This is a genomic window from Vibrio gazogenes (genome assembly GCF_002196515.1).
Taxonomy (GTDB): Bacteria; Pseudomonadota; Gammaproteobacteria; order Enterobacterales; family Vibrionaceae; genus Vibrio; species Vibrio gazogenes_A.
Genome location: NZ_CP018835.1, coordinates 1003831 through 1028976, shown reverse-complemented (window position 1 = coordinate 1028976; position 25146 = coordinate 1003831). Strand labels below are relative to the sequence as shown.

22 protein-coding genes are annotated in these 25146 nt (G+C 45.2%); 19 read left to right on the top strand and 3 right to left on the bottom strand.

Translation table 11 applies throughout. The features are described from left to right. Positions 1–53 precede the first annotated feature (53 nt). The 16 genes from uppS to BSQ33_RS04660 all read left to right on the top strand — a co-directional run bounded on the left by uppS (position 54) and on the right by BSQ33_RS04660 (position 19269). Positions 54–809 carry a polyprenyl diphosphate synthase gene (uppS, locus tag BSQ33_RS04735; protein ID WP_088133452.1) on the top strand — a complete coding sequence of 252 codons (756 nt, stop codon included), beginning with the start codon at positions 54–56 and terminating at the stop codon, positions 807–809. An 11-nt stretch (positions 810–820) separates the two neighbouring features. Further along, positions 821–1663 (top strand): phosphatidate cytidylyltransferase, encoded by an 843-nt coding sequence (locus BSQ33_RS04730; RefSeq protein WP_088133451.1) that lies wholly within the window; start codon positions 821–823, stop codon positions 1661–1663. Positions 1664–1725: 62 nt separating this feature from the next. After that, positions 1726–2937, top strand: a complete 1212-nt coding sequence (ispC, locus tag BSQ33_RS04725; protein WP_088133450.1) for a 1-deoxy-D-xylulose-5-phosphate reductoisomerase — start codon at positions 1726–1728, stop codon at positions 2935–2937. Continuing rightward, on the top strand, positions 2934–4292 hold the full coding sequence (gene rseP / locus BSQ33_RS04720; RefSeq protein ID WP_088133449.1) for a sigma E protease regulator RseP: 1359 nt from the start codon (positions 2934–2936) through the stop codon (positions 4290–4292). Before ispC ends, rseP begins: the two co-directional genes overlap by 4 nt. Positions 4293–4343: 51 nt before the next feature. Next, positions 4344–6764, top strand: a complete 2421-nt coding sequence (gene bamA, locus BSQ33_RS04715; protein ID WP_088133448.1) for an outer membrane protein assembly factor BamA — start codon at positions 4344–4346, stop codon at positions 6762–6764. A gap of 17 nt (positions 6765–6781) precedes the next feature. Further along, entirely contained in the window at positions 6782–7291 is a 510-nt protein-coding gene (locus BSQ33_RS04710; RefSeq protein WP_088133447.1) for an OmpH family outer membrane protein, read from the top strand. Positions 7292–7298: 7 nt separating this feature from the next. Continuing rightward, a complete protein-coding gene (gene lpxD, locus BSQ33_RS04705; RefSeq protein ID WP_088134530.1) occupies positions 7299–8330 on the top strand; it encodes a UDP-3-O-(3-hydroxymyristoyl)glucosamine N-acyltransferase in 1032 nt (343 codons plus the stop codon). A gap of 149 nt (positions 8331–8479) precedes the next feature. Further along, positions 8480–8911 (top strand): 3-hydroxyacyl-ACP dehydratase FabZ, encoded by a 432-nt coding sequence (gene fabZ / locus BSQ33_RS04700; protein ID WP_198298180.1) that lies wholly within the window; start codon positions 8480–8482, stop codon positions 8909–8911. A 1-nt stretch (position 8912) separates the two neighbouring features. Beyond that, complete coding sequence (gene lpxA / locus BSQ33_RS04695; RefSeq protein ID WP_088133445.1) at positions 8913–9701, top strand: acyl-ACP--UDP-N-acetylglucosamine O-acyltransferase; 789 nt, start codon at positions 8913–8915, stop codon at positions 9699–9701. A 92-nt stretch (positions 9702–9793) separates the two neighbouring features. Continuing rightward, a complete protein-coding gene (gene lpxB / locus BSQ33_RS04690) occupies positions 9794–10945 on the top strand; it encodes a lipid-A-disaccharide synthase (RefSeq protein WP_088133444.1) in 1152 nt (383 codons plus the stop codon). Next, positions 10945–11559 carry a ribonuclease HII gene (gene rnhB / locus BSQ33_RS04685; protein WP_088133443.1) on the top strand — a complete coding sequence of 205 codons (615 nt, stop codon included), beginning with the start codon at positions 10945–10947 and terminating at the stop codon, positions 11557–11559. Before lpxB ends, rnhB begins: the two co-directional genes overlap by 1 nt. An 82-nt stretch (positions 11560–11641) precedes the next feature. Further along, positions 11642–15121: a DNA polymerase III subunit alpha gene (gene dnaE, locus BSQ33_RS04680; protein ID WP_088133442.1), complete on the top strand. Its 3480-nt coding sequence runs from the start codon at positions 11642–11644 to the stop codon at positions 15119–15121. Positions 15122–15165: 44 nt separating this feature from the next. Continuing rightward, positions 15166–16125 carry an acetyl-CoA carboxylase carboxyl transferase subunit alpha gene (accA, locus tag BSQ33_RS04675; protein ID WP_088133441.1) on the top strand — a complete coding sequence of 320 codons (960 nt, stop codon included), beginning with the start codon at positions 15166–15168 and terminating at the stop codon, positions 16123–16125. 183 nt (positions 16126–16308) lie between these two features. Continuing rightward, a complete protein-coding gene (gene tilS, locus BSQ33_RS04670; RefSeq protein ID WP_088133440.1) occupies positions 16309–17673 on the top strand; it encodes a tRNA lysidine(34) synthetase TilS in 1365 nt (454 codons plus the stop codon). Positions 17674–17958: 285 nt separating this feature from the next. Next, positions 17959–18297 (top strand): nitrogen regulatory protein P-II, encoded by a 339-nt coding sequence (gene glnB, locus BSQ33_RS04665; protein WP_088133439.1) that lies wholly within the window; start codon positions 17959–17961, stop codon positions 18295–18297. Between the two features lie 111 nt (positions 18298–18408). Further along, positions 18409–19269, top strand: a complete 861-nt coding sequence (locus tag BSQ33_RS04660) for an endonuclease/exonuclease/phosphatase family protein (protein WP_088133438.1) — start codon at positions 18409–18411, stop codon at positions 19267–19269. 100 nt (positions 19270–19369) lie between these two features. On the opposite strand, the gene BSQ33_RS04655 is transcribed toward BSQ33_RS04660, so the two are convergent. Continuing rightward, the gene (locus BSQ33_RS04655) at positions 19370–20944 is read right to left on the bottom strand and encodes a lytic transglycosylase (RefSeq protein WP_088133437.1); all 1575 of its coding nucleotides are present in this window, start codon (positions 20942–20944) and stop codon (positions 19370–19372) included. A gap of 74 nt (positions 20945–21018) precedes the next feature. After that, positions 21019–21777, bottom strand: a complete 759-nt coding sequence (gloB, locus tag BSQ33_RS04650; RefSeq protein WP_088133436.1) for a hydroxyacylglutathione hydrolase — start codon at positions 21775–21777, stop codon at positions 21019–21021. A gap of 52 nt (positions 21778–21829) precedes the next feature. On the opposite strand from gloB, the gene BSQ33_RS04645 reads away from it, so the two are divergent. Then, complete coding sequence (locus BSQ33_RS04645; protein WP_088133435.1) at positions 21830–22558, top strand: methyltransferase domain-containing protein; 729 nt, start codon at positions 21830–21832, stop codon at positions 22556–22558. A gap of 4 nt (positions 22559–22562) precedes the next feature. Here the strand turns inward: BSQ33_RS04645 and rnhA are convergent, their stop codons facing one another. Next, positions 22563–23024, bottom strand: coding sequence for a ribonuclease HI (rnhA, locus tag BSQ33_RS04640; RefSeq protein ID WP_088133434.1), 462 nt, complete (start codon positions 23022–23024; stop codon positions 22563–22565). Positions 23025–23081: 57 nt separating this feature from the next. Here rnhA and dnaQ point away from each other — a divergent pair, with 57 nt between their 5' ends. Both dnaQ and BSQ33_RS04630 read left to right on the top strand, forming a co-directional pair. Continuing rightward, complete coding sequence (dnaQ, locus tag BSQ33_RS04635; RefSeq protein WP_088133433.1) at positions 23082–23819, top strand: DNA polymerase III subunit epsilon; 738 nt, start codon at positions 23082–23084, stop codon at positions 23817–23819. A gap of 14 nt (positions 23820–23833) precedes the next feature. Then, positions 23834–25081 (top strand): TIGR03503 family protein, encoded by a 1248-nt coding sequence (locus BSQ33_RS04630; protein ID WP_088133432.1) that lies wholly within the window; start codon positions 23834–23836, stop codon positions 25079–25081. Positions 25082–25146 lie beyond the last annotated feature (65 nt).

Sequence of the window (25146 nt, the reverse complement as noted above, 5' to 3'; positions counted from 1 at the left end):
CAGTACAGCGCCTTTTTGTTTGACATATTCTATTGAAAATCAATTCGTTTCTTATGCAAAAATCACAACTCTCGTCTGAAGCACTTCCCCAACATATTGCTATTATTATGGATGGTAATGGACGATGGGCTAAAGCGCGGGGAAAACCGAGAGTTTTTGGACATAAAAATGGTGTCAAAGCGGTAAGGAAAACGATAACGACAGCAGCCCAACTTGGCATTCAGGCGGTCACTTTATTTGCTTTTAGTAGCGAAAATTGGCGGCGACCTGAAGATGAAATCGGGGTGTTGATGGACTTATTTATTACAGCTTTGTCTACAGAAGCAAAGAAACTTCACAAAAATAATCTCCGATTACGGGTCATTGGTGATACCTCTCGCTTTAATTCTCGCTTACAGGATAAAATCGTTCAGACAGAAATGTTGACGGCTCAGAATACCGGAATGGTTGTGAATATCGCAGCCAACTATGGTGGTCAATGGGACATAACTCAAGCCGCGCGGCAAGTCGCTGAAAAAGTTGCGACAGGCGTTTTGACGCCATCTGACATTACCGAAAATATCTTGGCTCAACATATGACGATGTCCGATTTGCCAAATGTTGATTTGTTGATTAGAACGAGTGGTGAATGCCGGATCAGTAATTTTATGTTGTGGCAACTTGCTTACGCTGAGTTGTATTTTACGCCGACTTTTTGGCCTGATTTTAATGAAGAAAGCTTAATTGAAGCAATGACTTGGTTTGTGAACCGTGAGCGACGTTTTGGGTGCACCGGTGAACAAATTAAAGCAATGATGGATAAAAGATAAAGGTTCAGGATTTGAAGCTGAGAATTATTACCGCCTTGGTGTTGGCTCCCCTGGTTATATTAGGGATTTTTAAATTACCGTTGAGTATTTTCATCGCTGCATTGGCTCTGTTAGCGTTGCTTGGTTTTTGGGAATGGACACAATTTATTAGTCTAGATGCTCGTCTTATTTCGCTGCTGCCAGCCGTCGTTATCGGTGGTTTTAGTTTGTGGTGTTTACCTGAAGATTTTTCGATGAATCACGCTCTTCCGCTGCCTTACCAAGTTCTGTTATGGAGTGGTTTTCTGTGGTGGTTTATTGCAAGCTATCTTGCTGTTTCTTATCCAAAATCCCGACCGATTTGGGAGCACTCTAAAGGGCTCAAACATCTGTTTGGGTTGCTCACCCTTATTCCATTTTTCTGGAGTGTTTTACTGTTAAGAACGGAAGGATTATCCGTTGATCCATACCATGGCGCAAAGCTGGTTCTTTTTGTCTGTATGATTGTGTGGGTGGCAGATAGTGCTGCTTATTTTTCTGGCCGTTTTTTTGGAAAGCATAAAATGGCGCCAGCAGTTAGCCCGAATAAAACCATCGAAGGTTTAATCGGTGGGGTTGTGGCTGCATGTCTCGTTGCTTTTGGATTGGTAGAGTGGTTTGAATTGCACTTCTCAAGTACGAGCATGATGTTAGCGACGATTTTATTGACGGTTATTTTCTCTGTTCTCGGTGACTTGGTCGAGAGTATGTTTAAACGTGTCGCAGGAATCAAAGACAGTAGTCATATTATTCCCGGGCATGGTGGTATTTTAGACCGCATTGATAGTTTAACTGCCGCATTTCCTGTATTTGCATTCCTCTACTTTCAGGTGTAGTTGGTCGTTGGTGCTGTTCGGGTTTTGCTATGATGTCCCAAAAGAGTGATTCGATTTCTTTTATGCGTAAATTAACCATTTTAGGCGCTACAGGTTCCATTGGTGCCAGTACACTTCGGGTCATAGAAGCAAATCCCGAACGATTCTCTGTCGTCGCTTTAGTTGCCGGCAGTGATGTTGAGAAAATGTATCAACTGTGTTGTCGCTGGCAACCGCAATATGCTGTGATGGCATCAGAGCAGGCCGCGCATCAACTGCGGGGGCGCTTACAGGCCGATGCCGTGAAGACGGAGGTCTTATCCGGTATACAGGCAATGTGCGACGTTGCGGCGCTTAATGACGTCGATACAGTGATGTCTGCGATTGTTGGTGCTGCCGGATTGCTACCAACAATGTCTGCTATTAAAGCTGGGAAACGGGTATTACTGGCAAATAAAGAAGCCTTAGTGATGTCCGGTCAGTTATTTATCAATGCTGTCGAACAGTATGGCGCTCAGTTACTTCCTGTCGACAGTGAGCATAATGCCATTTTTCAATCTCTTCCGCCGAATTGCCAACAAGTTTTAGGACGATGCAATCTGGCCGAGAGTGGGATCTCTCATCTCTTATTAACCGGCTCTGGCGGGCCGTTTCGCTATACTCCGATCCAGACTCTTTCTGATGTGACGCCAGAGCAGGCCATCGCTCATCCTAATTGGTCTATGGGGCCTAAAATTTCTGTTGATTCAGCCACAATGATGAATAAAGGGCTTGAGTATATCGAAGCGAAATGGTTGTTTAATACTTCGCGCGATCAGCTTAAGGTTCTGATCCATCCCCAGTCTGTGATTCATTCTATGGTCCAGTATCGTGATGGGAGTGTGATTGCTCAGATGGGAGAACCAGACATGGCAACACCGATTGCTCATGTGATGGGGTACCCTGAGCAGCGGCTTTCTTCGGGCGTTGCACCATTAGATTTTTCTCAGTTGAGTGAGCTGACATTCATGCAGGCTGATATGGCGCGCTATCCTTGTTTGCAACTGGCGATTGATGCTTGTTATGAGGGGCAACACGCGACGACGTCACTGAATGCCGCGAATGAAGTTGCTGTTGATGCATTTTTAAATCGTGGGATTCGTTTTACAGATATTGCCGTGATTAATGAGCGTGTTTTGTCGAAGGTGTGTGCAACAGCAAGCGCTGCTTCTGTCATGAATTTGGAATCTTTGCTGGAGCTCGATACGATAGCGCGACAATCTGCACAGCAATTAGTCAAAGAGTATTCGTTATGAACAGTATTCTGTGGAATCTCATTTCATTCATTCTGGCATTAGGCATATTGGTTGCCGTTCATGAATTTGGACATTTCTGGGTTGCACGGCGTTGTGGGGTCAAGGTCGAGAAATTTTCAATTGGGTTTGGGCGTGCGATTTGGCGTCGCATTGCCAAAGATGGGACCGAATATAGTATCTCAGTCATCCCGTTAGGGGGATATGTGAAGATGCTCGATAGCCGGGTGGCTGATGTTCCTGAACACCTGCAACATCTGGCTTTTGACCAAAAAAGTTTATGGAGACGGACCGCCATTGTTGCCGCTGGGCCAGTCTTTAATTTTCTGTTTGCTGTTTTCGCCTATTGGGCCGTTTATTGTATTGGTATTCCCGCGGTAAAACCGGTCGTCGGTGAAGTTGCCCCGACATCGATTGTTGCGGATGCCGGATTACGTTCCGGTATGGAAATTCAGTCGGTGTCAGGCGTTGAAACAGGGAACTGGGAATCGGTCAATATGGCACTCATTTCTCATATTGGTGATGATCAGATGACACTCACGGTTCGTGAACCTGATGCTATCGGTCATCAGGAAATTTTGCATCTTGACCTGTCAACATGGAACTTTGACCCAGAAAAAGAGTCTCCAATGAAGGCTCTTGGTTTTAAGCCATATTCACCGAAGGTCTCAACGGTTTTGGCGCAGGTGATTGACGAAGGTGCAGGCGCTGTCGCTGGATTAACAAAAGGTGATAAGATTGTCGCTATCGACGGTAAAGACATATCTTCGTGGCAACAGTTGGTTCAGTCGGTACAAAGTAGTCCGAATAAGCCTCTGGAACTGTCGGTACTAAGAGGTGGACAACATCTTGAGATCACAATGATTCCGAACGCTAAAACATTATCTGATGGGCGAACCATCGGTTTTGCTGGAGTCTCGCCGACAGTAGGGAAGTGGCCGGAAAATTATCGTTATAATTTACAGTACGGTGTTTTTGAGGCTACTCCAAAGGCTGTTGAAAAAACGGGACAAGTGATTAATCTGACCCTCAGCATGTTGAAAAAACTGTTGGTTGGTGATGTTGGACTGAATAATTTAAGTGGTCCGATTTCTATCGCGAAAGGGGCAGGAACAACAGCTGAATATGGATTGGTTTATTTCTTAGGATTTTTGGCATTAATTAGCATTAATCTGGGAATCATCAATTTAGTGCCGCTTCCGATGTTGGATGGAGGACATCTGATGTTTTTTGCAATTGAGGCGATTACCAGACATCCTGTTCCGGAAAAGGTACAAGAGATTGGGTACCGAATCGGTGGCGCAATTATTTTTTCACTCATGGCAATCGCCATGTTTAATGATTTTACACGCCTGTGATGAATCTGCATTGATTAGGCATGGTTGTACAAAGGAATAATTAGAATAACGATGGCGATAAAGAAGCTTATCCTGACAACAGCGCTTGTCAGCAGTATGTCTGTTTACGGTGCCGAGCGGTTTGTTGTTCAGGACATTCAAGTTGATGGATTGCAACGTGTCACGCTTGGCGCTGTATTATTGAAAATGCCGATTCGTGTCGGAGATACGGTTGGCTCTCAGGACATTGCCGATTTAATTAAGGCACTCTATTCATCCGGTAATTTCGAAAACATTCGGGTCTTTCGGGATAATGGAACGTTAGTTGTTGAAGTCAAAGAACGACCAACAATTTCTAGTGTCTCTTTCTCCGGTAACAAAGCCATTAAAGATGAACAACTGACCGAAAACCTGAAAGCGTCAGGTGTGCGGGTCGGCGAAGCGCTCGATCGGACTGCGCTGAGTAACATCGAAAAAGGTCTGGAAGATTTCTATTATAGCGTCGGAAAATACAATGCCACAGTAAAGGCAGTTGTCACACCGTTGCCGCGTAACCGGGCCGACCTCAAATTTGTGTTTACCGAAGGTGTTTCAGCCAAAATTCAGCAGATTAATTTTATTGGTAATCATGTGTTCAGTGATGAAGAGTTACTGGCACGTTTTGATCTGAATGCCGATGTTTCATGGTGGAATTTCTTATCTTCAGATAAATATCAAAAGCAAATCCTTGCTGGTGACTTGGAAAAACTCAAGTCATTTTATCTTGATCGCGGGTATCTGAAATTTCAGGTTGATTCAACCCAGGTGTCCATTTCTCCTGATAAGAAGGGTGTTTATATTACCCTGAACTTAAATGAAGGCCGGCCTTATACCGTGAAAAAGGTATCCTTCAGAGGTGACCTCATCGGCAAAGAAAAAGAGTTCGAGACGCTGGTGCCTTTTGAAAAAGGAGATATTTACAAAGGTTCTTCTGTGACAGCGATGGAAAGCAGCATCAAGAAAATCCTTGGTGAATCGGGCTATGCCTATCCGACGGTACGAACTATCCCTGAATTTGATGACGACAAACAAGAAGTCTCTCTAGTGGTTCAAGTGTCTCCCGGAAAGCGGATTTATGTTCGAGACATTCGCTTTGTCGGTAATACAGTCACCAAAGATGAAGTGCTTCGCCGTGAAATGCGTCAGATGGAAGGTAGTTGGCTAAATTCTAAATCGATTGATGCCGGTAAAACTCGTTTGAATCGTCTGGGATTCTTTGAAACGGTTGATGTACAGACTGTTCGGGTGCCTGGCAGTGATGATCAGGTCGATCTGGTTTATAACGTCAAAGAAGCCAATTCAGGCAGTGTCAATTTTGGTATCGGTTATGGTACCGAATCAGGTATGAGTTTTCAGGTCGGATTACAGCAAGAAAACTTCTTGGGGACCGGAAACAGTGTGGGTATTACCACGACAATTAACGATTATCAGAAAAATGTCACTTTGAGCTATAACGATCCTTATTGGAATTTGGATGGCGTTAGTTTAGGGGGCAAGATCTTCTATAATGAATTTGAAGCATCAGAAGCCGGGATTGTCGATTATACCAATGAAAGTTATGGGACCAATCTGACGTGGGGATTCCCTTATGATGAACTCAATCGTTTTGCGTTTGGTGTCGGGTATACACATAACATGATTGGCAATCTGTCTCCTTATTTACAGATTGAAAAGTTCTTGATGTCTCAGGGAATCGATGCCAATACCGGGTCAACGGTTAATTTTGTGACAAATGATTTTGACCTCGATTTTACTTGGACACGCAATAACCTCGATAAAGGTTATTTCCCGACGGAAGGGAATTATCAACGTGCTTCTTATAAGATCACGGTTCCAGGGTCTGATACTCAGTATTTCAAGGCTCAATATAACATCAGACAATATATCCCACTGACGAAACAGCATGATTTCACCTTGCTGCTCAGAGGAAGATTGGGTTACGGAAATGGCTACGGGAAAAGTGGTGATAATGATAACCTTTACCCATTTTATGAGAACTTTTATGCTGGCGGTTTCTCCACTTTACGAGGATTCAGTTCAAATTCGGCTGGCCCAAGAGCCGTCTTCAAAAGTTTTGCAGATAGTAACAATGGTACATTAACAGCGACAGATAAGTCAGCTGGTGGTAATGCAATGATGCAAGCCAGTGCCGAGTTGATTGTGCCGACACCATTTGTGTCAGAAGAAGCTCAGAATCAGGTACGGACCAGCGTCTTTTATGATATGGCGAGTGTCTGGGATACTGAATTTAATTATCATGATCGTGGTTCAGATTATGGTAACGCATACTATTATGATTATTCTGATCCGACGAAGTACCGCTCGTCGTATGGTGCTGCATTGCAGTGGATGTCTCCAATGGGGCCACTTGTGTTTGCAATTGCTAAGCCGATTAAGAAATATGAAGGAGATGATGAAGAATTCTTCTCCTTCACGATAGGTAAAACTTTCTAAAAATGAGGATATTAATTGTGAGGAATCATATCAAAGCGATCAGTGTTGGTTTAGCTGTTTTGAGCATGTCATGTTTTAGTCTGGCAGCCGAGGCTGCGCAGAAGATTGGCTATATCAACACTGCCAAAGTGTTCCAACAGCTTCCTCAAAGAGAGGTTGTTCTGCAAAAAATGAAGCAGGAGTTTCAGGATAAAGCCGCTGAGCTACAAAGCATTCGGACTGAAGCGAAAAAGAAAGTTGAAAAATTGAAAAGAGACAGCTCATTAATGAGTGAGAGTGACGTCGAGAAACTTCGCATCGAAATTGGACAGCTTGATAGTAAGTTTAAAATTAAGTCACAGGCATTAGAACAAGCTTCTTCTAAACGAGAAGCAGAAGAAAAGGGTAAACTACTGAAAGTCATTCATGACGCGGTAGAAAAAATTGCCAAGAAAGAAGGTTTTGATATGGTCATTGATACTCAGGTTATGCAATATGGCAAACCTGAATATGACCTATCAGACAAGGTTATTAAAGCGTTGAAATAATTATATGATGGTAAAACTGACATTAGCCGAGCTGGCAGATATCACCGATGGTGAAATAATTGGCGACCCAACCGTTATGGTCGGGGCCGTCGCACCGATGAATACCGCAAAAGAGGGTGATATCACTTTCTTATCAAATCCGAAATATGCGCAGCATTTAGGTAGCTGTCAGGCATCGGTGATCATGGTCAAGGCTTCGCATCAGTCGCTATGCCCAAAGAATGTATTGGTCGTCAATGATCCATATGTTGCTTTTGCAAAAGTGGCTCAAGCTTTGGATACAACACCGCCTCCCGCATCAGGTATTGCAGCATCTGCTGTCATTGCTGAAGATGCTGTTTTGGGAAGTAATGTCTCGATTGGCGCCAATTCTGTCATCGAATCTGGTGTCGTTTTGGGTGATAATGTTGTTATTGGTGCTGGCTGTTTTATTGGTCAACATGCGGAGATTGGTGATAATACCCGCCTGTGGGCAAATGTTAGTGTTTATCATCGGGTCGTAATCGGTTCTGATTGTTTGATTCAATCCGGGACCGTTATCGGTTCTGATGGTTTTGGTTATGCCAACGAAAAAGGGGAATGGATTAAGATTCCTCAGTTGGGGACTGTCAGAATCGGTGATCGTGTTGAAATCGGTGCATCCACGACTATTGATCGGGGAACTCTCGATGATACGGTTATTGAAGGAAATGTTATCCTTGATAATCAGATGCAGATCGCACATAACGTGCACATCGGATATGGTACGGCAATGGCTGGTGGTACGATTATTGCCGGAAGTACAACGATAGGAAAATATTGTGTTGTTGGTGGTGCTTCAGTTATCAATGGACATATTGAAATTGCAGATGGTGTCACGATTACCGGCATGGCGATGGTCATGCGGAGTCTGCCTGAGAAAGGTGTTTATTCTTCAGGGATTCCTCTTCAACCGAATAAAGAGTGGCGTAAGACTACAGCCCGAGTGCTTCGGATTGAAGATATGCATAAACGGTTGAAAGCCGTTGAACAACTGTTGGAGCAACAAGTGGAATCTTAATTCTGCGATGTATCCTGAGCCGAATTTGATTGAGCGGTGAAGGATATAGAAAAAGGCTCGCATCGTGTGAGCCTTTTTTGTTGGCAATACACATATTGGTTTTTATTGATTTATATAGGAATATGACTTTGACTACTGAAAATAAAACGATGGATATCACTGAGATTCAGACACTCCTTCCACATCGTTACCCATTCTTGCTGATTGATCGCGTAATGGATTATGAGGAAGGGAAATATTTAGTTGGCTTGAAAAATGTTTCATTCAATGAACCTCAGTTCACCGGGCATTTTCCTCAATTTCCGGTGTTTCCGGGAGTCATGATTCTTGAAGCGATGGCTCAGGCGACCGGCTTACTTGCATTTAAAACTTTTGGTGCGCCTAAAGAGAATGAGCTTTATTATTTTGCTAGTATTGATAATGCGAAGTTTCGTAAACCGGTTACTCCGGGAGATCAATTAATCGTTGAAGTGGAATTCCTGAAAGATCGTCGGGGAATTGCACTATTCACCGGAGTGGCAAAAGTTGATGGTGAAGTCGTTTGTTCGGCGGAGCTAAAATGTGCTCGCAGAGAGTTTTAGTATGATTCATGAAACAGCTCAGATACACCCTACAGCAGTCGTTGAAGACGGTGCTCTGATCGGTGCGAATGTAAAAATTGGCCCATTTTGTTATGTCGAAGGCAATGTGGAAATCGGTGATGGAACTGAGTTACTGTCCCATGTCGTTGTCAAAGGCACGACGAAAATCGGTCAGGATAATCGTATTTTTCAGTTTGCTTCAATTGGTGAAGCTTGCCAGGATTTGAAATACAAAGGCGAAGAAACGCAACTGGTGATTGGTGATCGGAACACAATTCGTGAGAGTGTCACCATGCATCGGGGAACTGTACAGGATCAAGGGATCACCCAGGTCGGCAGTGATAACCTGTTTATGATCAATGCGCATGTAGCACACGATTGTATCGTTGGTGACCGGTGTATTTTTGCCAATAACGCAACGCTTGCCGGACATGTAAAAGTCGGTGATTACGCGATTGTGGGCGGGATGTGTGCGATTCATCAGTTCTGTCATATTGGGGAACATGTGATGTTGGGGGGCGGATCAATTGTTGTTCAGGATGTGCCACCTTATGTGACAGCTCAGGGGAACCATTGTTCTCCATTCGGTATTAATATTGAAGGTTTGAAACGGCGCGGATTTGAGAAATCTGAAATTCATGCTATTCGTCGTGCATATAAATTATTGTACCGTAGTGGTCTCAAGCTGGATGAAGCAAAAACGGAAATTGCAAAAGAAGCGCAATCAAGTCCCGCTGTTCAGATCTTTCAGGATTTTCTGCTGCAATCTGTACGCGGTATTATCCGTTGATTGATACACAATCAGCAAAAAGATCGCTTTGAATTGAGCGATCTTTTTTTATTGGTTCATCAATGCATTCTATTAGGGATTCAAAGTCAATAATGTTGGATAAAAGTAAGCCGCTCAAGATTGGTATCGTGGTCGGTGAGTTATCAGGCGATACGTTGGGTGAAGGATTGATCAAAGCGATTCGGGAACAGCACCCTGATGCTCATTTTGTCGGAATCGCGGGCCCGAAAATGAAAGCATTGGGTTGTGAATCTTTATTTGATATGGAAGAACTTGCCGTTATGGGGTTAGCTGAGGTCTTAGGACGGCTGCCTCGTCTTGTTAAGGTTAAATCCCACCTCGTTCGTTATTTTAAAGATGCTGACCTTGACGTTTTTATTGGAATTGATGCACCGGATTTCAATTTGCGTCTGGAGCGTAATTTGAAGGATGCCGGTATCACGACCGTTCATTATGTGAGTCCTTCGGTTTGGGCATGGCGTCAAAAGCGTATTTATAAAATTGCTCAGGCAACCAATTTGGTCTTGGCATTTCTGCCGTTTGAGAAAGCTTTCTATGATCGGTTCAATGTCCCCTGTGAATTTATCGGCCATACATTAGCAGATGCAATCCCTCTGAATTCGGATAAAAATGAAGCTCGGGCAACATTGGGGCTAGATACCGAAAAACGTTGGTTAGCCGTGCTGCCCGGTAGTCGGGGTAGTGAACTGAAAATGCTATGTCGTCCTTTTATTGAAACCTGTCAGAAACTTCGTCAGCGCTATCCCGATTTAGGATTTGTAGTGGCACTGGTGAACGATAAACGGCGTGAACAATTTGAAGCCGCGTGGCAGGAAATTGCCCCTGAATTAGATTTCGTGTTGGTGAATGGTACGGCAAGAACCGTCATTACTGCTGCGGATGCTGTGCTGCTTGCTTCCGGGACTGTTGCATTAGAATGTATGCTGGTGAATCGTCCCATGGTCGTCGGTTATCGATTTAATGCGGTGACGAATTTCTTAGCGAAGCGCTTGGTCAAAACCAAATATGTCTCGTTGCCGAATATTCTTGCCGATGAAGAGATCGTCAAAGAGTTATTGTTGGACGAGTGTACGGTGGAGAATTTATACCGAGAAGTCTGTGTTTTATTTGATGGTGATAATAGTTTGATGCAGAGCAAATTCACAGAAATTCACCAGCTAATCCGGAAAAATGCAGACAAACAGGCGGCTAATGCCGTTTTAAACCTGATAGAGCGATTGTAATGGCTAACGTTGAATTCCCTCCTTTTGAATATCCACTCGGTTATCAGCGTTTTGCTGGTGTGGATGAGGTTGGTCGCGGGCCACTCGTTGGCGATGTCGTGACTGCCGCGGTTATTTTAGACCCGGCCAGACCGATCTTGGGATTAACCGACTCAAAGAAATTATCCGAAAAGAAACGATTAGCGCTCTTCCCTGAAATTCAGGAAAAAGCAGTTGCGTGGGCGATTGGGCGTTGCTCTGCACAAGAAATTGATCAGATAAATATTTTACAGGCAACGATGCTCGCAATGCAGCGAGCCGTTGATGCACTGCCGGTTACGGCTGAGTTTGTTTTGGTTGATGGGAATCGGATTCCGTCCTTATCTGTTCCGGCAGCGGCTGTTGTCAAAGGCGATCTGCGAGTGGCCGAAATTAGCGCCGCTTCGATTTTGGCGAAAGTCACCCGGGATCAGGAAATGATGCTGTTAGATCAGCAATATCCAAACTACGGATTTGCGCAGCATAAAGGCTACCCGACCAAAGCACATCTGGAAGCGATTGAGCGTTATGGGGTGATTGATGTGCATCGCAGAAGTTTCAAGCCTGTACGGCGTATTTTGGACTTAGATAGATAATCACGTACAATATTTGGTTATCGCGTTTTTACAGACAGAGACGGTGGTTTTTTTACCGTGTCTGAACAGGATATTCATTAACATGTCTGACCCTAAATTTATCCATCTCAGAATTCATAGTGATTTTTCTATGATTGATGGGCTGTCGAAAGTGCCTCCTTTAGTCAAGAAGGTTGCAGAGATGGGAATGCCGGCGATGGCGTTAACCGATTTTACCAACCTATGTGGGTTAGTGAAATTTTACAGTACAGCCCATAATTGTGGCGTGAAGCCGATTATCGGTGCAGATTTTTCAGTCCGTTCGCAAGCATTCGGTGATGATCTGACTCGTCTGACGTTGTTGGCAGCAAATAATACTGGCTACAAGAATCTGACATGGCTCATCTCACAAGCCTATCTTCGTGGGCACATTCAGCATCAGCCTGTGATCGATCAGGAATGGTTGGCTGAACATTCGGAAGGTTTAATCGTTCTGTCTGGCGGTAAAAATGGTGATATCGGACAGGCTTTGCTCAAAGGTAACCAGAAACTGGTTGAGCAGTATGTCGATTTTTATCAGACTCATTTCCCCGACCGTTTTTATCTCGAATTGATCCGAACTGGACGTCTTGACGAAGAAACCTACTTGCACTTTGCCATCGAATTGGCAGAACAATATGACTTACCGGTTGTGGCGACTAATGAAGTTGTCTTTTTAAGTCGGGATCTATTTGATGCGCATGAAATTCGAGTCGCGATTCATGATGGCTATACGCTCGAAGATCCTCGCAGACCCAAACATTATAGTGAACAGCAGTATCTTCGTAGCGAAGATGAGATGTGTGAGCTGTTCAAAGACATCCCCGAAGCACTGGAAAATACCGTTGAAATTGCTAAACGCTGTAATGTGACGGTACGGTTAGGCGAGTATTTCTTACCGAACTTCCCCACAGAAGGGATGAATATTGATGACTTTTTAGTGAAAAAGTCACAGGAAGGGCTGGAAGAACGACTCGAATTCCTCTTTCCTGATCCACAAGTCAGAGAGCAGCAACGACCGGCCTATGATGAGCGTTTGCAGATTGAACTTGATGTGATCAACCAAATGGGCTTTCCCGGTTATTTCTTGATCGTCATGGAGTTTATCCAATGGTCGAAAGATAATGATATTCCGGTGGGACCCGGTCGGGGGTCGGGTGCCGGTTCTTTGGTGGCTTATGCTCTGAAAATTACCGATTTGGATCCGCTGGAATATGACCTGCTTTTCGAACGTTTTCTTAACCCGGAACGGGTCTCGATGCCTGACTTTGATGTCGATTTCTGTATGGATAAACGTGACCGGGTGATCGAACACGTTGCTGAGATGTACGGAAGAGATGCCGTTTCTCAGATCATTACTTTCGGTACCATGGCAGCAAAAGCGGTTATTCGTGATGTGGGACGGGTTTTAGGACATCCATTTGGATTCGTGGACCGAATTTCCAAACTAGTGCCGCCCGATCCGGGGATGACTCTGGAAAAAGCGTTTAAAGCTGAGCCTGCGTTGCAAGAACTCTATGACGTCGATGAAGAAGTCAAAGAGCTGATCGACAAGTGTCGCATTCTGGAAGGATGTACCCGAAACGCCGGTAAGCATGCGGGTGGGGTGGTGATATCACCGACCACGATTACCGATTTTTCCCCTATTTATTGTGATCCGGAAGGTCACTACCCAGTGACTCAGTTCGATAAAAATGATGTCGAGACTGCGGGGCTGGTGAAGTTTGACTTTTTAGGGCTGCGTACACTGACGATCATCGACTGGGCGCTTGGTCTGATCAATCCACGGTTAGAAAAACGAGGAGAGCCGCCGGTTCGTATCGAAGCGATTCCGCTCGTTGACCCCCAATCATTTCGGAATCTGCAAAACTCAGAAACAACCGCGGTGTTCCAGCTCGAATCGCGCGGGATGAAAGATCTGATTAAACGACTTCAGCCGGACTGTTTCGAAGATATTATCGCATTGGTGGCGCTGTTCCGTCCCGGACCTTTGCAGTCAGGGATGGTTGATAACTTTATCGACCGGAAGCATGGGCGCGAACCGATCTCTTATCCTGATGAAAAATGGCAGCACGAATCGCTCAAAGAGATTCTTGAGCCAACGTATGGCATCATTCTTTATCAGGAACAGGTCATGCAAATTGCTCAGGTCCTGGCTGGCTATACACTGGGTGGTGCAGATATGTTGCGCCGCGCAATGGGGAAAAAGAAGCCCGAGGAAATGGCGAAGCAGCGGGCGATATTCGAGCAAGGCGCGATCAATAACGGTATTGATGGCGAACTGGCGATGAAAATCTTTGACTTGGTAGAGAAATTTGCCGGTTATGGGTTTAACAAGTCACATTCGGCAGCATATGCTCTTGTGTCATATCAGACATTATGGTTAAAAACGCATTATCCAGCGGAGTTTATGGCTGCGGTGATGACTGCGGATATGGACAATACCGAAAAAGTGGTCGGTTTGGTCGATGAATGTATTCGCATGAATTTGACGGTGCTACCGCCTGATATTAATTCGGGGCTTTATCGGTTTAATGTCGATGATCAGGGCGCTATCGTGTACGGCATCGGGGCGATAAAAGGTGTCGGTGAAGGTCCGATTGATGCTATTCTCGAAGCCCGTAATGCTGGCGGACATTTTAAAGATTTATTTGATTTCTGTGCACGTGTTGATCTCAAACGAGTGAATAAGCGTGTCATTGAAAAACTGATCTATGCCGGTGCGCTTGATCGTCTTGGACCACATCGCGCTGCAATGATGGCTTCTTTGGATGATGCGGTTAAAGCGGCCAGCCAACATCGTCAGGCTGAATCATTTGGTCAAACAGATATGTTTGGTGTATTGACTGATGCACCGGAAGCGGTAGAACAACGGTATACCCAAGTGACGCCATGGCCGGAAAAAGTTTGGCTTGAAGGTGAAAGAGATACGTTAGGGCTTTATTTGACTGGGCATCCGGTCAATGCGTATCTGAAAGAACTCACTCATTATACTGATTGTCGCTTGAAGGATGTGACGCCAACACGACGCGATCAATCATTAAAAGTGGCGGGATTGGTGATTGCCGCGCGGGTTATGACGACGAAGCGAGGCTCGCGAATCGGGATATTAACACTAGATGATCGTTCCGGTCGGTTAGAAGCCATGTTGTTCTCAGATGCGCTGGAACAGTATGCAGAATTGCTGGAAAAAGATAAAATTTTGGTCCTAAACGGACAGGTCAGCTTTGATGACTTCAATGGTGGGCTTAAAATGACCGTCCGCGAAGTGATGGATTTAGATTCATCACGAGAGAAATATGCCAAGAGTTTGTCTTTATCAATCACTCAAAAGCAGATTGATGAACCATTTTTTGAGCGTTTCAGCCGTATTTTGGAACCTCACCGGTCCGGCAGTGTACCGATACATATTTATTATCAACGGGTTGATGCCAGAGCGAAATTGACCTTGGGTACCGAATGGCGAGTGACGCCGAACGATACATTGCTGGATGAACTGAAACAACTGCTTGGCCCCGGCCAAGTTGAACTCGAATTTAACTAAATTCAGCTGAAAATAAAGAAAGCTGAGTCAAAAAGGATCGGTAGATGAGCCTGAATTTTCTAGAATTTGAAAAACCAATTGCAGAACTTGAAGCGAAAATCGAAGCGTTGCGAGATGTTTCTCGTCATGGCGGGAGCACCTCAGTCGATCTCGATAAAGAGATTGAACAGCTAGAAAATAAAAGCATCGAGCTGAAGAAAAAAATCTTCAGTGACTTAGGTGCGTGGCAAGTTGCTCAATTAGCTCGCCACCCTCAGCGTCCGTATACTTTGGACTACATCAAACATGTCTTTACTGATTTTGATGAACTGGCTGGTGATCGAGCTTATGCTGACGATAAAGCAATTGTTGGCGGCATGGCGCGTCTGGATGGTCAACCTGTCATGGTGATTGGTCATCAGAAAGGCCGTGAAACTCGCGAGAAGGTGAAGCGTAACTTTGGGATGCCAAAACCTGAAGGTTATCGTAAAGCGTTGCGCTTGATGAGAATGGCGGAGCGTTTTAACCTGCCAATTATTACCTTTATTGATACGGCTGGTGCTTATCCAGGTGTTGGTGCTGAAGAGCGCGGGCAATCTGAAGCGATCGCGACCAATCTGAAGGTGATGTCCAGTCTAAAAGTGCCGGTGATTTGTAATGTGGTTGGTGAAGGGGGTTCCGGTGGCGCTTTGGCTATCGGTGTTGGTGATTATGTCAACATGCTGCAATACTCAACTTATGCGGTTATTTCTCCTGAAGGCTGTGCTTCTATTTTGTGGCGTGATTCAGATAAAGCACCTCAAGCTGCTGAAGCGATGGGACTCACTGCGCCACGATTAAAAGAGCTGGGACTGATTGATGAAGTTATCGAAGAACCTTTAGGTGGGGCGCATAGCAATCATCAGCAAATTGCACAGCGAATGAAAGAAACGTTGCAACGACAGCTTCAGGAGCTGGGTCAATTTGAGCAGGATGTTTTATTAGATCGCCGCTATCAGCGACTCATGAATTACGGTTATTGTTAAGTTCAATTCACGGTACGAATGCGCTTTGTTGTACTGAACATTTGATGCGATTGAAAGGGAGATCCGAATTGGGTCTCCCTTTTGTTTGCTCGTCGCTATCTCACTGAGGTCAATTCAGGTTTTCACCAGCAAAGCCCCAAGGTACACTGGCACCCTCCAGCGATTTTTTGAAATGCGATTTTGATGCTTTATCACGATTTTTCTCAGTTTATGACTGCTCAGATTCAATCACCGCAGGCTCGATGTATTCTGGCATTGAGTGGTGGTATTGATTCGCGTGTCTTGCTTCATCTGTTGGCTCGTTATGTGCGGGACAATCAGTGTCCGGCCATGGCGGTGCATGTCCATCATGGATTGAGCTCGTCTGCTGACCAGTGGGTTGAGCGTTGTCGGCAGTGGTGTGCAGAAGAAGCACTACCTTTTCAGGTGGCATATATCCAGTTCGATACTCAAGGTAAAGGTTTGGAAGCGGCTGCCCGTCAGGCAAGATATCAGGCATTAGAGCGTTATATCGACGAAGGTGATCTGCTGCTGACAGGGCAACATCGTGATGATCAACTGGAAACCTTTCTGTTGGCTCTCAAGCGGGGAAGTGGCCCGAAAGGCTTATCGGGAATGGCAGCATCGATGCCATTTCATCAAGGACGGTTAATCCGTCCGTTATTGCATTGTTCCAGAGCAGAGATTGAGGCGTATGCCAATACACATCAATTAAGCTGGGTTGAAGATGAGAGTAATCTGGATACTCGCTTTGACCGGAATTTTATTCGCCATGAGGTGATGCCCTTGTTGGTGGCGCGCTGGCCCCATTTCCCGCAAGCCGTACAACGTAGTGCCGAGTTATGTGCCAGTCAAGAAGCCTTACTGGATGAATTACTCCAAGAGCGCTTTCAGGCGGCGTTGCAGTCGGATAATCGCTTGTCGGTCCGTTGCTTATTAGACTGTGGAGACGCAGTGCGGGCACAGATATTACGGATGTGGTTCCATCAGTTTGAACAACAGATGCCGAGTCGGGGACAGCTTGAACAGATCTGTCATCAGGTCTTGCTGGCTAAATCAGATGCCAATCCGCGTTGTCGTATCGGCAATTATGAAGTGCGTCGCTTTGACGGTTATCTCTATTATATTCCTGTTTATGCGGATATTAGGGATTGGCAATGTCAGATAAAATTTAATCATCCGGTTGAACTTCCTGACGGGCTGGGCACACTAACATTAATCGATGATACTTTATTAACCTTAACCGAAAGCAGTCTATTGACTGAGCGTGCGACGGAGAAACCAGTTGAATTCGGGCTGGATAAACGTTGTCTGTCCATGCCACTTTGGGTGAGCTTTAATCCTGAAGGGCTGGTCGCTTCTCCCGTTGGGCGAAAAGGGCGACACAAATTGAAGAAGTTATTTCAAGAATACCGAGTTCCGAGTTGGCAACGAAGACGAATGCCGATTTTAATTAGCGGGCAACAAGTGATAGCCGTGGCGGGATTGTTTGTTGATGAGCACTTTTCTGGTTCAGACTATGAGCTGATTTGGCGCACTGACGCGTAAACTCTGTCACATCACCGTCAAAACGAGAATGCTTTGTGAACCGGAATATGTGTCATTGATGAGGCCATGTAATTTGATGGTATTGCACAGGTCCCTGATTGTGCTAGTTTGAGGTTGATTCGGATGAATCGAATCTCAGGTGTAGGGCGAGGATGATGCCAAGAATATATGATTAATCCATTCGTTTCATACTGGCGCGATGATTGCTTATCAGTAGCGGGATTGTTGAATGTTTTCTGCTGGTAATTGATAATGCCTGTAACCCATAAAGTTTAAAGGATGAACATGAAAAAGATAGAAGCTATTATTAAACCGTTCAAACTCGACGATGTTCGGGAAGCGCTTGCCGATGTCGGGATTACGGGGATGACAGTGTCAGAGGTCAAAGGATTTGGGCGTCAGAAAGGTCATACTGAGTTATATCGCGGCGCTGAATATATGGTGGATTTTTTGCCGAAGGTGAAACTGGAAATTGTTATCTCCAGTGATGTTGTTGATAAATGTGTTGATGCCATTATTGAAACGGCACAAACCGGTAAAATTGGCGACGGCAAAATATTTATCACCGATGTTGAACGAGTGATTCGGATCCGTACAGGTGAAGAAGACGAAGACGCTATCTAACCGAATGAAAGCAAGGAGCCGATGGCTCCTTCTTTCATTTATCAAGGATGTCATCAACGACTGTTTTATTCCTGCCATGTTATGCTTTGATTATTTTCCGGAAAATACACCATGAAAAAAAGATTGGCGATCATCTTTGCTGTCTTACTCCTCCTCTCTGGATTTGGCGCGACGATTGTTTTTCAAGTCCCGGACTCACCACAACTGATGACATTAGTACCTTCAACATCATCCGTTCCGGCAGTTGATGGGCAATGCTATCAGAATCGTCACCCGGCTGCTGCGATTGACGCTCAAGGGGCGTTGAATGTTTTGGTTTGGAATATCTATAAAGAAAACCGCTCCGATTGGGAGCCGGCTTTGACCGAATATAGTCAGCACAAACAACTACTCTTGCTTCAGGAATCAAGTTTTGGGTCGCCATTGTATCAATGGCTGATGCAGCAAAATTTGTCGGCATTGCAGGTTCGGGCTTTCTCTGTTTTCAACAAGTCTGCTGGCGTGATGAATATTGCAAGGCAACTCCCTGTTTCTGCTTGTGCTTATACTGCTGATGAGCCATTGATTCGTCTGCCTAAATCGGCTTTGGTTGCCTATTATCAGTTAAGTGACCCTCAGGCACAGACGCTGGCAGTGGTGAATGTCCATGCCATTAACTTTTCTCTTGGGATCGATGCATTTCAGGGGCAGTTGCAACAATTGACGCGAACGTTGGCCTCTCATCAGGGGCCGATCTTGTTTGCCGGTGATTTTAATAGCTGGAGTGATGAGAGAATTCAACTGGTCAATCAGATGATGGCCTCATTATCGATGCAGGAAGTCAAATATACGCATGACCAGCGGAAACAGTTTCTTTCTCACCCGCTGGATCATGTCTTTTACCGTGGGCTGATTCTGAATCAAGCCGATGTGATACAGACAACCGCATCGGATCATAATCCGATTGAGGTTTCTTTCTCTTTACCGCACTAGTGTATTGTCTCGAAGCGAGTATGGGGTCTGTGATTGAATGAGAGTCAATGAAAAGCGCTTTACCGGCGTTATAGGTGTTCCGGTAAAGCGTTTGCTGTGCTTAAACGCTGACTTTGGTTACATCGACATATAACTTCAACTGTTGGCCGGGTTGGAGATATTTTTCTCCCATCAGGCTATTCCACTTGATGATATCGGATGTTTTAATTCTGAATTTATTAGCAATGCCACTGAGGGTATCACCATTGCGAACCTTGTAAAATAAGGTCCGGATGATCGCGCCATCGCTGGCTTTTTTCCAAATCACCAGAGACTTACCAATCTTGAGCGGATCTTTCGGGCTCATTCCATTCCATTTAGCCAGAGATCGATGAGAGACATGATAGTGTTTGGCAATTGTCCATAAACTCTCCCCAGAGCGAACACGATGAGTCATCTTATATTGCCCTCGGACTCGGGACTGAATCTTCGCCAGTCGATTACTCATACTAAGTGTATAAGCTTTTTCGTCTTTGACTGAGGTTGGAATCATCAGATACTGTCCGACACGAATCAGCATCCCATCAAGATGATTCACGGTTTGAATGACTTTCGTGGTCGTATTGTATTTTTGGGCTATGGTGCTCAACACATCACCGGACTTAACCTGATAACGGATCAGTTTCAGCCCTTTTCCGTCGTCGGCCGCGATGGCCTGTTCAAATACACTGACTTTATCAACAGGAATCAGCAAGTTATATGGACCATTTGGGGATGTCGCCCATTGATTGAACGCTGGATTATAGCTCTGCAGTTCTCTGACACTGATGCCGGCATACTTTGCTGCAACGGCAAGATCGAGCTGCTTCTGGGGATCAACGCGAGCCAGTACAGGTTGGTTTGTAATCGGTGGGAGGTCAATACCATATTGCTGATGATGGGCAATGACATCGACCAATGCCAGCAGTTTAGGGACATAACTACTGGTCTCTTTGGGTAAATCTAGTGAGAAAAAGTCGGTTGGCAGGCCTTTTCTTTTGTTTCTTCGAATCGCAGAAGAGACTCGACCGCTGCCACTATTGTAGGCCGCAATCGCATGATTCCAATTGCCATTGAATTTCTTGTTCAGGTAGGAAAGGTAATCCAACGCTGCGTCGGTTGCCGCATCAACATCTCTGCGCCCGTCATACCAAAAGTTTTGCTTCAGGCCATATATTTTCCCGGTTGAAGGCACAAACTGCCATAAGCCGGCGGCTCTGCCATAAGAGTAGGCAAAGGCGTCAAACGAGCTTTCGACGACGGGGAGCAGTGCAAGTTCAAGTGGGAGATGACGTTTTTCAATCTTTTCAGTGATCAGATAGAGAAATGGTGTTGCTCTTTGGGCGACAGTTTCTATATGTCTGGGGTGTCTGAGATACCAAGCCCGATACCGTTTTACCGAGGCTTGATCCGGCACTGACAGACGAAATTGCATAATAATACGTTGCCACAAGTTTGCTTGTTCTTGTGGCGTGCGTATTTTTTTCTGTTCTTTAACAGCCGTCTGGAACGTTGCAGGCGGCTTTGCGGCTGCGTTTTCTGAATGCTCCGGCGACTGTGTATTGGTCGGTTCGGGAGTATTCGTTTGTTCAAACGGTTGGGTGGTTTGGCATCCGGTGACTAACAGCATTAGCACCCAACTGATATGTATTCTCATAAATTAATAACAGCCCTTTTTACACAGCCCGTGATGATACTTGTATCAGGATAATGATGACAAGAGAGGAAGTGTTAAAATTCATTTTTCCATTCACGCAATACTTTAAAAACAGAGACAGGATCAAGATCTGAGCTTCTATCTGAGACGGATTTAATGATTTCAGCCTGTTCCGGACGTAGAAAAGGATTAATTTGTTTCTCTAGCCCGATAGTTGTCGGTAAAGTGGGCTGATGATGGGCACGCAAGCGATTGACGGTATCGCGATATGCCTGTAGTGCTGGGTTTTCCGGCTCGACGGCTAATGCAAAGGCAATATTACTGGCTGTATATTCATGGGCGCAGTAAACTTTGGTTTCTTCTGGCAAAGCTCTCAATTTTTGTAATGACTGCCACATTTCCTCCGCTGTCCCTTCAAACAGGCGGCCACATCCGGCAGAAAACAATGTATCACCACAGAAAATTTCAGATTCACCCAAATAGCCGATATGTCCCAGTGTATGACCTTTTAAATCGATGATATGGAATATATGGCCGAAAACTTCAATTTGCTCCCCATCTGAGACGGGATGAGTGATACCGGGGATTGCTTCATTGGCCGGACCGACAACATGAATATGAGGGTAGTGGCGGACAAGTTCGCTGATGCCTCCCACATGGTCGGGATGATGATGTGTAATAAGGATTGCATCTAAAGTCAGATGATTGGATGTCAGGTAGTCAATGACAACGCCAGCATCTCCGGGGTCAACAACGACGCAGTGTTGATCTCGATTTTGGATGAGCCAGATGTAATTATCGCGAAATGCAGGTATGCTTTTGATGTTTAACATGAGTTATCTCCATTCACCTTCTTTTTATTGAGCTTATTGTAGCGGGGCAGTCATGGAACCGGCACGCAGTGAAAAAAAAATCGATAAGCCACACTCTTGGAACCAGTTGAAGAATGGTCAATGGGTCAGTGAGTCGATCCAAACCCGGTTAGATGAGTGGTGGCCGAAATTATTTGGTTATCATATGCTGAAATTGGGTGGTTTAAGTTGTGAGCTTGCCAGTAGTCTTTCAAATATTCAACATCAAGTCCATTTGGATATAAAAAACCCATTACATACACTCATTGCAGATGAGTATGACTTACCTTTTCTGGAAAAAAGTATTGATGTGGTGATTTTGGCGCATCAGCTTGATTATTGTAACGATCCGCACCGTATGCTCAGAGAGGTTGATCGGGTGATGGTTGATGATGGTTATCTGATTGTGACTGGATTTAATCCGATGAGTCTGAGTGGATGTGCGAGTTTCTTACCGTGGCGTAAGAAATATTTGCCGTGGAGTGGGCGGATGTTTACGCCCAGTCGTATCAGTGACTGGCTGGGCGTTTTAAATTATCAAGTGCTTGAATGCGAACGGTATGCGTTGTTTCCGGTTCAGAATTACCGTCCACTTTGGACTTGGCTGGAAAACAATATCAGTGATAGCTGTCGTACTTTCGGGAGTCTGTACTTTATCGTTGCCAGAAAAAGAACCTATCCACTGAAGCTGATTAAACCGCACTGGCGTTTCAAACGCCCGCTCAGTCCGGTTCGGGTCAATTACCGTACTCATTCTGAGTGATTGGTTACGGTTGATATCCTTCATCATCAGCGGTTGGTGACTCAGCCGCTGTACGAGCCAGCTCATCACAAATTTCATTTTCCCGGTGACCGGCATGGCCTTTGACCCAACGCCATTCAACGTCATGCCGCTGGGTTTCTTTATCCAGTGCTTGCCATAGGTCGGCATTTTTAACGGGCTTTTTATCTGCGGTTTTCCAGCCTTTCTTCTTCCAGTTGTGAATCCACTGGGTAATCCCTTGCCGGACGTATTGGCTATCCGTTGTCAGAATGACCTGACAGGGCTCTTTGAGACTTTTCAGTGCGACAACTGCCGCCATCATTTCCATTCGATTGTTCGTGGTTAATCGAAAGCCTTGAGACAGGTTTTTTTCAGTGCTTTTATAACGCAGAACAATGCCATATCCACCCGGTCCCGGATTACCGAGACAAGAACCATCTGTGAAAATTTCCACCTGTTTCGCCATGATTTGATACTATAAGCCACAGTGATTGAATCAATATAGTCTGACACAGTTATCCCAATGAATACTAGCAACAATTCTGAAATACATCGTATCGTGGTTCTCGATACGGAAACCACGGGTATGAATCAAGATGGTGGTCCGCACTATGAGGGACATCGAATCGTTGAGATCGGTGCGGTTGAAATCATCAATCGTAAACTGACCGGCAGACATTTTCATGTTTATCTCAAACCGGATCGCCAAATACAACCAGAAGCGATTGAAGTTCACGGTATTACCGATGAATTTCTCGTCGATAAACCGGAATATAAAGATGTCCATTCGGCTTTTCTGGATTTTATTCGCGGGGCTGAACTGGTCGCTCACAACGCACCGTTTGACGTCGGCTTCATGGATTATGAGTTTGCTAAGCTCAATGCCGACATCGGTAAAACAGAACAGTACTGTAAGGTGACCGATACGCTGGCGATGGCCAAACGGATTTTCCCCGGTAAGCGGAACAATCTGGATGTGTTATGTGAACGTTATGGGATCGATAATTCACACCGGACATTGCACGGCGCTTTGCTCGATGCGGAGATTCTTGCTGACGTTTATCTGTTCATGACCGGTGGGCAGACCTCATTGCAGTTTTCGGCAGGACAAAGCTCCGGAGATGGTGGTGAAGCCATTCGCAGAGTTGCCGCCGGACGAAAATCACTAAAGGTTTTAAGCGCAACTGCCGATGAGATACAAGCACATCAAGATCGTTTAGATTTAGTTGAAAAAAATGGCAGCTGTCTTTGGCGTCAGTAGGAGAGTGAATATATATGTTGCGGGTGTTAACGATCTTTATCGGGCTATGGGTATCGCTGGGAAGTTATGCTGCAACAAATTCTCCGGTGTCTTTGTTGGATAATCGCGTTCGGGTGGATCCGACAATCAGTCAGATTACTTTCGTCATCTACCGTGAGAAACCTTCGAAACCTGTGGTGTTAGTTCGTCCTGATGGTACTAAATACTATTCATGGCGGCATCCGGATAATGTCCGTTGGTATCAGGAACCCTCAATGGATATTATCTCGATTGATAAGCCCATGCCAGGTCCTTGGCAAGCGGTCGGGAAAGTGACACCTAAAAATAATATCAGACTCATCTCTAATCTGGCGTTGACCACCGATAAGCTCCCGTTACGGTTATATCAGGGCGAAGATATTAAGTTTACCGCTAGGCTGACTTCTGATGATAAGCCGTTAACGATCCGTGATTTCTTGGATCGCGTGAAACTGAAAGTGACCTTTACTAAATACATCGAAAATGAGGCTCAACTGGTCAAAGAAGCGCGTCCGACACCTGATGTTATTGGTGAATTTTCCGATGATGGTCGAGGGCTCGATGAAAAACCCGGCGATGGTGTTTTTACCGTTAAACTGAACATTTTTTCTGAGCCGGGAAGATACCGGGCTCGGATTACCTCGGGGAATGGTGTCTTTTTACGCGCACAGGAACAAGAAGTGCTGGTTTACCCGTCACCGATTACCACGTCTTTTATTCAGTCCCGTGTTGATGATCAGCCTCATCAAATCGTGTTTTCCGGGCTAGAAGGGACGATCAAACCGGGGTCGCTGGTGGCACATGTCGATCACTGGGATCGGTATGACAACCACTTTACTGCCGAAGGGCAATCCGGTAGTGACTCTCTGACCGTTAAACTGGCGATTCCCAACGATGGTGAAGTGGGTAACTTTAAATGGAATGGCCGAGTCTATGCGACTGAAGCCAACTCTCAACGGCCGCTTGTTTTCCCAATCCCTGAACATACGTATAGTGTTGTGGAAGATGTGAATATCGAGCAGACGCGCCTTATGCAAGAGAAAGCCCTTGCGGAAAAAGTTAAGCAGGAACAGCAGGAAGCGATACTGCAACAACGAGAGTCTGCAAGAATGTGGAAACTGATTTATATCGTGCTAGGGAATATCGGTGCTTTGATTTTGGGACTCATCATCTGGATGGTTGTCCGTAAGGTGAAAGCGAAAAAATCGGACGTATCATTACAGCTCGATATACCGAAAAAATAAGCGTGATGCCTTAAGTAACTTGTGGAATGCAAGCGTTATAAAAGAATGCCAGTCAGACTGACTGG